Origin of the sequence: Dietzia sp. CW19 (assembly GCF_014145265.1) — a bacterium.
GTDB lineage: Bacteria > Actinomycetota > Actinomycetes > Mycobacteriales > Mycobacteriaceae > Dietzia > Dietzia natronolimnaea.
In genome coordinates, this window is sequence record NZ_JAALEE010000027.1 from 1 (window position 1) to 5,676 (window position 5,676).

At 68.3% G+C, this 5,676-nt stretch carries 7 protein-coding genes; 4 read left to right on the top strand and 3 right to left on the bottom strand.

The features are described 5' to 3' along the window. Positions 1-69 precede the first annotated feature (69 nt). Complete coding sequence (locus tag G6021_RS01075; protein WP_347238892.1) at positions 70-1,053, top strand: hypothetical protein; 984 nt, start codon at positions 70-72, stop codon at positions 1,051-1,053. Here the strand turns inward: G6021_RS01075 and G6021_RS01080 are convergent. Next, positions 1,010-1,945, bottom strand: coding sequence for a hydrogen peroxide-inducible genes activator (locus G6021_RS01080; RefSeq protein ID WP_179525226.1), 936 nt, complete (start codon positions 1,943-1,945; stop codon positions 1,010-1,012). The genes G6021_RS01075 and G6021_RS01080 overlap by 44 nt on opposite strands. A gap of 154 nt (positions 1,946-2,099) precedes the next feature. Between G6021_RS01080 and G6021_RS01085 the strand changes: the two genes are divergently transcribed. The 3 genes from G6021_RS01085 to G6021_RS01095 all read left to right on the top strand — a co-directional run bounded on the left by G6021_RS01085 (position 2,100) and on the right by G6021_RS01095 (position 4,310). Next, on the top strand, positions 2,100-2,696 hold the full coding sequence (locus G6021_RS01085; protein ID WP_179525225.1) for a peroxiredoxin: 597 nt from the start codon (positions 2,100-2,102) through the stop codon (positions 2,694-2,696). Then, a complete protein-coding gene (locus G6021_RS01090; RefSeq protein WP_179525224.1) occupies positions 2,693-3,217 on the top strand; it encodes a carboxymuconolactone decarboxylase family protein in 525 nt (174 codons plus the stop codon). The genes G6021_RS01085 and G6021_RS01090 overlap by 4 nt, the downstream gene beginning before the upstream one ends. A gap of 175 nt (positions 3,218-3,392) precedes the next feature. Next, positions 3,393-4,310: a hypothetical protein gene (locus G6021_RS01095; protein WP_179525223.1), complete on the top strand. Its 918-nt coding sequence runs from the start codon at positions 3,393-3,395 to the stop codon at positions 4,308-4,310. Between the two features lie 115 nt (positions 4,311-4,425). Here G6021_RS01095 and G6021_RS01100 read toward each other — a convergent pair whose 3' ends face one another. Next, a complete protein-coding gene (locus G6021_RS01100; protein ID WP_304816413.1) occupies positions 4,426-5,142 on the bottom strand; it encodes a DUF3159 domain-containing protein in 717 nt (238 codons plus the stop codon). Further along, positions 5,139-5,537, bottom strand: coding sequence for an OB-fold nucleic acid binding domain-containing protein (locus G6021_RS01105; RefSeq protein WP_182640491.1), 399 nt, complete (start codon positions 5,535-5,537; stop codon positions 5,139-5,141). The genes G6021_RS01100 and G6021_RS01105 overlap by 4 nt, the downstream gene beginning before the upstream one ends. Positions 5,538-5,676 lie beyond the last annotated feature (139 nt).

The window sequence follows — 5,676 nt, forward strand, 5'->3', positions numbered from 1 at the left end:
CGCTCCCCCGGCGCGATCCCGACGGCCCGCCCAGTCCCGGGTGCACCGCCCCAAGAAGAAGCGACGGTCGTGAGCCCGCGGCGCCACGCCGCCGACCCGGTTCTGGTGCCCGAGCGCCTCTGGCGGGCGCTGGAGCGCCGGCACACCGAGGCCGTCGACTCGCTGACCACCGACCACCTCGAGCGTCGACGACGAGGCGAGCCGCACCCGGTCGCGGACTTCCTGTTCACCTACTACCGGACGAGCGTCGCCACCGTCCGACGCTGGCATCCCGGCCCGGGGATCATCCTGGAGAACGCCCACCTGACCGAACGGGCGCAGTGGCGCCACTACGAGCGGACCTCCCTGCACGGTCGGTCCGGACTGATCGTGGATCCCACGTCCGTCCTGTCCCGATGCGGCCCCCGCCTGACCCGCGCACGCGAGATCGTCGAGGCCACCGCGTCCAGGCCGGGCGCACTGGGTTGTTTCGGCCTTCACGAGTGGGCCATGCTCTACCGGGGAGGCGACGATGCCGTTCGTCATCCCCGGGTGCCCCTCCGGGTATCCCAGCCACTGATCGACGACGTCGTCGACGGATCCCGGCTGCGGTGCACCCACTTCGACGCACTCCGGTTCTTCACCGAGGCCGCCGTCCCCCTCAACAAGGACGTCCTCACCCGCGCCGAACAGGTCCGCAACGAGCAACCGGCCTGCCTGCACGCCGGTATGGATCTCTACTCGTACGTGGCGGACATGGAGGCCGGCGCCCCCGGCGAGCTCCTGGTGGACACGTTGGCCGCGGCCTTCGACGCCCGCGAGGTCGACATGCGGTCCTCTCCCTATGACCTGTCCGCCTGGGGACTCGACCCGATCCCGGTGGAGTCCCCCGAGGGACGAGCGGTCTTCGTCGCCCACCAGCGCGGATGGGTCGCGCGGACTCAGACGCTCCGCGCCCGGTACCTGGAGGCGGCGCGGGTCCTGGAGGCGACGAACCCCACCTGCCCGGCCGGCGCCGGACGACCGCCGGTCAGGCGGCAACCGCTCCGAACAGCCGCTGGGCCACCTCGGTGATGACGCTCCCGAGCTCGGCGTAGGCGTCGTCACCGGCCGTGGCCGTGCGGAGCACCAGACCCATCGTCCGGCCCGGTGCGGGCTCGACGAACCTCGCGACCCCGATGCCGGGGTCGCGGCTCTCGGACACCACGGCCGACTCCGGCACGATCATCACCCCCAGCCCCCCGGCGACGCACCTCACCGCGGTGGTCAGGGACGCCGCCCGCGACCCACCACGACCCAGGATCGGAGCCGAGACCCGCCGGCACAGGTCGACGGTCTGGTCACGGAGGCAGTGCCCCTCGTCGAGCATCAGCAGTGGGAGATCCACGAGGGCCTCGAGGGAGAGGCCCTCCTGCCCGGCGAGCGGGTGGTCGGCCGGGACGAGGAGAGCGAACGGTTCGGTGTACAGGGGCATACCGATGGCACCCGCGGCATCGGTGGGAAGGGCCATGATCGCGACGTCGATCGCCCCCGAGCGCAACTGCTCGAGCAGTCTGGCGGTCTGATCCTCGACGATCCGTGGCCGCAGATCCGGGAAACGCTCGGTCAGGGCGGGCAGCAGACCCGGCAGCAGGTAGGGCGCCGCCGTGGGGATCACACCGATGCGGACGTCGCCCGACAGCGGCCCCCCGCTACCGGCGGCGATGTCGGCCACCGCGTCCATCGCGCCCACCGCGGCCCGTGCGAACGGGAGGAGCTGGTGCCCGACCGGTGTGACGAGCACCGTCCTGGTACTCCGTTCGACCAGGTGAACCCGGAGTCCCTCCTCCAGAGTCGCCAGGGCCTGGGAGAGCGACGGCTGGCTCATTCCCAGCTCCTCAGCGGCACTGCGGAAGTGGAGACGCTCCGCGACAGCGAGGAACACCCTGAGCTGGGTCACGCTCGGAACGAACCGCTGATTGGCCATGTCGATGAGTGTAGGACGATCAATAGCCCCACGTCGATGATTATTCACCCTCCCCTATGGGTGATCTTCACCTCATTAGGCTTTACCTCTCACTGCGCGTCGGGCATAGTCTCCCCTGCCCGTTCAAGAACGGCCCATAACCCAGGAGGATCACATGGCACTTCTCACCATCGGCGATCAGTTCCCCGACTTCGAGCTCACCGCACTCAAGGGCGGCGACCTCCAGCAGGTCAACGCCCAGCAGCCCGAGGACTACTTCGAGACGATCACCAACCAGTCGTACGCCGGCAAGTGGCGGGTGATCTTCTTCTACCCGAAGGACTTCACCTTCGTCTGCCCCACCGAGATCGCCGCGTTCGGCAAGCTCGACGAGGACTTCCAGGACCGCGACACGCAGGTCCTCGGTGGCTCGATCGACAACGAGTTCGCGCACTTCAACTGGCGCGCGACCAACGACGAGCTCAAGGGTGTCCCGTTCCCGCTCCTGTCGGACATCAAGCACGAGCTGATCCGCGCGCTCGGTGTCGAGAACGCGGACGGGGTCGCCGACCGCGCGACCTTCATCGTCGACCCGGACAACGTCATCCAGTTCGTCTCGGTGACGCCTGACGCCGTCGGCCGCAACGTGGACGAGGTCCTCCGTGTCCTCGACGCCCTCCAGTCGTCCGAGGTCTGCGCCTGCAACTGGCAGAAGAACGACCCGACGAAGAACATCAACAAGATGGACATGCTGCAGGAGGGCATCAAGTGACCATCGAGAACCTGAAGTCCGGGCTCCCTGAGTTCGCGAAGGATCTCAAACTGAACCTCGGCTCCCTGGCGCGCTCGACGGAGCTGTCGCCGCAGCAGCTGTGGGGGACCTTCCTGGCCACCGCCGCGGCGACCCGGTCCGAGACCGTGCTGTCCGAGATCGCCGACGAGGCGCGCGAGCACCTGTCCGACGAGGCGTTCAACGCCGCCCTCGGTGCTGCATCCATCATGGCCATGAACAACGTGGCCTACCGCGCCAAGGAGTTCCTGGGAGACGACTACGCCCAGGTCCGCATGGGCCTCCGGATGAACATCATCGCGAACCCGGGTGTGGAGAAGGCCGACTTCGAGCTCTGGTCCATGGCCGTCTCGACGATCAACGGCTGCGAGAACTGCACCGCCGCGCACGACGACGTCATCCGCAAGGAGGGCATCACCAAGGAGCAGGCCTGGGAGGCGGTCAAGATCGCCGGCACCGTGGCCGGCGTCGCACAGGCTGTCGAGATCCACGCCAACATCTGACACCCTCGTCCGGTCATCGGACCCGGAGCCCCGTCGACATCGTCGACGGGGCTCCACGCATTTCCCCGCCCCGACCGTCGAGTTGGCACTCCCCAAAACGCCCGGACAGGACTAGGTTCGGAGCCAGGCAGGTGGAAGAATCTTTCACACCGACGCGAAGAGATCTGGAGATGCCATGACCACCGGAGGTACCCCGTCAGGAGACGGGAACCCGAACGATCCGACCGGCACCGGCGCCGCCCAACAGAACTGGGGTGGACAGCAGTACGGCGGACAGGGGGACGCACAGGGATACGGCCAGGAGCCCTATCCCGGACAGGGCTACGGCCAGGAGGGCTACGGCCAACAGGCTTATGGCCAGCAGGGATCCGGAGGGCAGGGCTTCGGCCAGCAGCCGTACGGTGACCACGGTTACGGGGCGGGGTACCCCCAGTCCGGCCAGGGGGGCGGGCCGGTGATGACGGGCAGGGTGTCCGCCACCGACGCCATCGGCGCCGGCTGGCAGATGTTCAAGAACAACCCGCTGCCGTGGGTTCTGGTCACGTTGGCGATGTTCCTCGCCAACGGGCTCGCGAGTTCGATATCCAACTCTCAGTCGGCGTCGGTGGCGTTCCTGGGCTCGATACTGGCGATCGCCGTGAGCTTCCTGTTCCAGGCTTTCATCATCCGGGGAGCCCTCCTCGAGGTGGACGGGCACAAGCCGGAGATCGGCGACTTCTTCAAGTTGCAGAACTTCGGGGCGTTCGTCATCGCCGCGATCCTCGTGGCGATCGCGACGTCCATCGGGTTGATCCTCCTCATCATCCCCGGCATCGTGATCGCGTTCTTCCTGTACTGGACCCTCCACTTCGTCGTGGACCGCAACATGACCGCGATCGACGCCATGAAGTCCAGCGTCAACGCGATCAAGTCCGACGCGGGAAACCTGTTCGCTCTCGCGGTGCTCAACATCCTCGTCGTCGTGGCAGGTTTCCTCGCCCTGTTCGTCGGGCTCCTCATCGCGATCCCCGTGGCCACCCTGGCCTCGGTGTTCGCCTACCGCACCATCACGGGCCCGAGCGAGTTCTCGCGGATGGCGACGAGCACGGTCTGACCACCGCGTCACTCGCGCTCGCGGCTGACGGACACGAGCTGGGCAGACGACGGCCCCCGGCGAACTCGCCGGGGGCCGTCGTCCATCCGAGGTGATGCCGTATCGGTCGTGCGTGTCAGTCGTGCGTGGTGGGTTCCCGGGCCTCCGCGGGCTCCCTCTCGTAGACCATCGCGCGCCGCACCGCCCAGATCGTCGCCGCGAACGCCAGCAGCGCGAGCGGCCAGCCCATCGCGATGCGGGCGGCCCCGAGCCAGTTGACCTCGTCGTTCAGGTAGAGCGCGTACTGCAGCACTGCGCGTATCGCGAAGAGCCCTGCCCAGATCCACGTGGCGACGGCGTACCACCGACGCGCTTTCGGGTGACGGCGCCAGGACATCCCTTTTCCGTCGAGCAGGCCCCAGATCACCCCGACGAGTGGCCACCGCGCGAGCGCGGACAGGGCGAACACCCCGCCGTACACCGCCTGCGTGATGATCCCGTAGAGGAAGTATCCCTTCGCGCTTCCGGTGCGCCAGGCGATCAGGACACCGATCGCGACCCCGAAGAAGCCGGAGATCGCCGGCTGGGGGTTCTCCCGTCGGACCAGTGACCACGCCAGCATGGCGACCGCCACCCCGAGCGCCGCCCAGATCGCCACCGTCAGTCCCCAGAAGCCGTTGACGGGGACGAAGGTCAGGATGGGGATCGACGAGTAGACCAGGCCGCGGACGCCACCCATCTGCTCGAGCAGCGAGGCGTCCGGGTCACCGAACGCGGACTTCCGCTTACCTCCCGCGCTCTCCGGGGGCACTTCTCCGGTGGACTGCTCGCCGGCCCGCTCAGACTCGGTCACACTTCTCCTCCGCGTGTAGCGCCCGGTTGCCCACTGAGCAATTCGTAACGTGGATTGAACATGATCTTCTGGCCGGACCGGACGCCGATACGCCCGGTCACCTTGACGAAGCGGCCGGTGTCGATACCCGGGATCGAACCACGTCCCAGCCAGCACACGTCCACCGCACCCGTACCGTCGTACACCTCGGCGGTCACCCCGAGGAACCGCTCTCCCCTTCCGGACAGGACTGTGCGCACGCGCCCGGCCAGGGTGACCATCTGCCCTCTCCGGGCGTCCTCGACGGGCGAGCAGCCGATGCCCTGAACCGCACCGGCCAGGTCCACCGCGTCGAGCGATTCGAGCGGCGCGGTCAGCCGAGCCGAGAGACCACGGAACATCCGGGTGACGGGCATGGCTCCCCTCTCAGCGCGTCGGTCGGTCAGAGATCGTCGGTGGAGCGGAGCCGGTCCATGGCGCTGCCGTCCCTGCGGGGCCGGGACTCCGGCTGCCGAGGCTGTTCCCGGGTGGGGGTCGGGCTCGGGGCCGGGGCCG

Bases quoted from the DNA above. Each gene is read 5' to 3' on its own strand.
- G6021_RS01105 (WP_182640491.1), bottom strand. From the start codon at position 5,537: ATGCCCGTCACCCGGATGTTCCGTGGTCTCTCGGCTCGGCTGACCGCG.
- G6021_RS01080 (WP_179525226.1), bottom strand. From the start codon at position 1,945: ATGGCCAATCAGCGGTTCGTTCCGAGCGTGACCCAGCTCAGGGTGTTC.
- G6021_RS01095 (WP_179525223.1), top strand. From the start codon at position 3,393: ATGACCACCGGAGGTACCCCGTCAGGAGACGGGAACCCGAACGATCCG.
- G6021_RS01085 (WP_179525225.1), top strand. From the start codon at position 2,100: ATGGCACTTCTCACCATCGGCGATCAGTTCCCCGACTTCGAGCTCACC.